The following is a 3,039-nucleotide window of genomic DNA, read 5'->3' on the forward strand; positions in this document are numbered from 1 at the left end:
CTGACCGTTGCCGAGCACACCAAGCGCAACGGGCAACCCCGCAACATCTGGTCCATCGACCGACCGAACAGCCAAGAGGCTCAGGAAGCCCTCTGACTGGAGGTCTGCCCCGCGTCCCCAAGTCCCCGCCGCCGGCTGGTGCGCGAGAACGCGGCCGGCTTCCCGGGCGCTTGAAGGCAAACGTCACCGAAGTACCTACGCCCCGCGAACCACCGGCACCACCAACCGTCAGCTAGGCGCCGGCTGCCGTGCTGCCGGCCGCACCAGCGCAGCGGGACCACCGGACGGCCCGCGCCTGATCCGGCAGACGCGGCGAGTAGCCTCACACCGGTGACGAGCGGCGCAACGCGGTGGGTCCCGTTGAGCAAGCGGGCCGTGGCTGGGGAGCTACCGGAGGAGCCATACGAGGGACTCCCTCTTCACCTCAGAGGCCACGTCGACGAGTGGCTTACCTCGGCAATCTCGTATGATGAAGACGTCGAGCAGATTTCACTGCGACTGAAGCGTGAGATCAGCTGGGAACCCTCACGCTCTAGTCGCGGGCGCTTCTCCTATTCACCGTGGATGCGGATGAAGATTCTTATCCCGCAGGATGCCGAGGACGTCATCCTTGACGTCCTCGATGCTGTTTTAATCCATCGCTCCGAAACATATCGGAAGTCGACTGGATACCCATTCGAGCGGGACACGGCGCCGGAAGAACTCGAAGAACTTCTCAAGGCAGGCGGGTCGGCTTACACGGTTTCATCCGAGCGAACCCACTTGGAGCGGCGCGTCGACCCCACAGCTAGAAAATCCTTTGAAAACGCCGTCGCAGCCGCCCACGCGACGAGCGCATCTAACCACCTTTCGGAGGCATGGCGAGCTATCTACGGCAGGAGTCCGGACGCCGCGAAATCGTACGGTGAGGCTATAAAGGCAGTGGAAGCCGCCGCTATACCCATCATTCAACCCAATCATGCAAGGGCGACTCTCGGGACAGTTAGGGGTGAACTGAAAGCAAATCCGACCAAATGGACCTTCCAGATCTCGCCCGGTTCGATTGATCCCGTACTCGCGCTCATATCGACGCTCTGGGATGGTCAGGTCAACCGACATGGCGGAGTTGCGCCAACCGCCCCGATATCGGAGCGGGCGGCCGAATCGGCCGTTCATCTCGCCGTCACGCTTGTGCAATGGTTCGCCTCGGGAGCGGTCCGGCAGGCCCCGTGAATTAGTCAACGGGTAATTCCTGCCCGCCGACCGAGCGCATTGTCCAGTCCCAGCTGATGCTTGACGTTTCTGTCTCGTGTGATGCTTGACCGTCGATCTTAGAGACGCCTGCCGTCGCCAGAAGTCGATGTCCAGCAGCTTAGCCTCATGCGCGAGAACTCGCCCTCTTATCGTGCACGAAACCGTCAGTCTCTCGGAAACTGGCACGCGATCGACTCATCGGGGTGCCGCACCGGGACGGCCAGCGGCGGCACCTTGAGCACGCTCCAGGTTCGCGCGAAACGTCGCCAACGAGGGATGCCCTTGGTCCAACACCCGTTGTGCGACGGCCAGGGTCTGCTCGTACAGGCCGATCGCATGCTCCACCCGCCCCGCCGACTCGTAGGCGTAGGCCAGGTTGTTCCGCGACGTCAGCGTGGCCGGGTGCTCGACACCCAGCACCCGCTCCCGGTCGGTCAGGGTCTGCTCGTACAGGCCGATCGCCTGCTCCACCCGCCCCGCCGTCTCGTAGGCGCCCGCCAGGTTGTTCCGCGAGACCAGCGTGGACGGGTGCTCCGCGCCCAGCACCCGCTCCCGGTCGGTCAGGGTCTGCTCGAACAGGCCGATCGCCTGCTCCACCCGCCCCGCCGACTCGTAGGCGCCCGCCAAGTTGCTCCGCGAGACCAGCGTGTCCGGGTGCTCCGCGCCCAACACCCGCTCCCGGCCGGTCAGGGTCTGCTCGTACAGGCCGATCGCCTGCTCCACCCGCCCCGCCGTCTCGTAGGCGTAGGCCAGGTTGTTCCGCGAGGTCAGCGTGTCCGGGTGCTCCGCGCCCAACACCCGCTCCCGGTCGGTGAGGGTCTGCTCGAACAGGCCGATCGCCTGCTCCACCCGCCCCGCCGCCTCGTAGGCGTAGGCCAGGTTGTTCCGCGAAGCCAGCGTGTCCGGGTGCTCCGCGCCCAACACCCGCTCCGAGTCGGTCAGAGTCTGCTCGTACAGGCCGATCGCCTGCTCCACCCGCCCCGCCGCCCGGTAGGCACCCGCCAGGTTGTTCCGCGAGGTCAGCGTGTCCGGGTGCTCCGCGCCCAACACCCGCTCACAGTCGGTGAGGGTCTGCTCGAACAGGCCGATCGCCTGCTCCACCCGCCCCGCCGCCCGGTAGGCACCCGCCAGGTTGTTCCGCGAAGCCAGCGTGTCCGGGTGCTCCGCGCCGAGGTGGGTTTCGTCGAGGGCCAGACCGCGTTGCAGGTACGGAAGGGCGCTGTCGGGTCGGCCGTGGTGTTCTAGATACATCCCGGTCCGGTCGCACAGCCAAGATACGGCCCGGACTGTCCGCTCGCTCCCGCCGTCGTGATCCGTATCGAGTGCGGCTTGGACGTGCGGGAGCAGGCCGCGCCATCGTGGCCACCCCTGCGGATCGCGGACCTCGGTGGGTACCGCCGCAGCCAGCAGCCGGACCGCTGCCGCCTCGGTCGCTGCCCGGTCGTGCGGCGTCATCTGTGCCCGCGTCGCCGCCGCGATCAGCCGGTGCACCGTCAACGCCGCCCCATCACGGCGGGCCAAGCTATACCCCACCACGGCGCCGACCGTGTCCGCCCATGCCACCGGATCAGCCGCCGCCACCCGCATCGGCCCCTCGTCCAGCTCCGCGGTCCCTCCCGTGACCAGGTCCAACGGGATCGGATCCGGCCCGCACAGCGCGCACAGCTCCAGCAGCGCCCCCGCCGCGGGCGCCTCGGCCCGTAGTCGGGCCATCGACAGCGCCCACAGATTCGCCACCGTCACCCCGGGCCGATCCGCCACCCGCCCCCGGCGCAGCATGTCCCCGAGCCGGCTTTCCACCAGCGC

2 protein-coding genes are annotated in these 3,039 nt (G+C 67.5%); one reads left to right on the forward strand and one right to left on the reverse strand.

All coding sequences use genetic code 11. From position 1 onward, the window contains the following. Positions 1-330: 330 nt before the first annotated feature. Positions 331-1,212, forward strand: coding sequence for a hypothetical protein (locus I6A60_RS40840; RefSeq protein WP_203012069.1), 882 nt, complete (start codon positions 331-333; stop codon positions 1,210-1,212). A 216-nt stretch (positions 1,213-1,428) separates the two neighbouring features. On the opposite strand, the gene fxsT is transcribed toward I6A60_RS40840, so the two are convergent. Beyond that, a partial coding sequence (gene fxsT / locus I6A60_RS40845) for an FxSxx-COOH system tetratricopeptide repeat protein (RefSeq protein ID WP_238437285.1) occupies positions 1,429-3,039 on the reverse strand: 1,611 nt, incomplete at its 5' end.

The sequence above is a fragment of the Frankia sp. AgB1.9 genome, assembly GCF_016786355.1.
GTDB lineage: Bacteria > Actinomycetota > Actinomycetes > Frankiales > Frankiaceae > Pseudofrankia.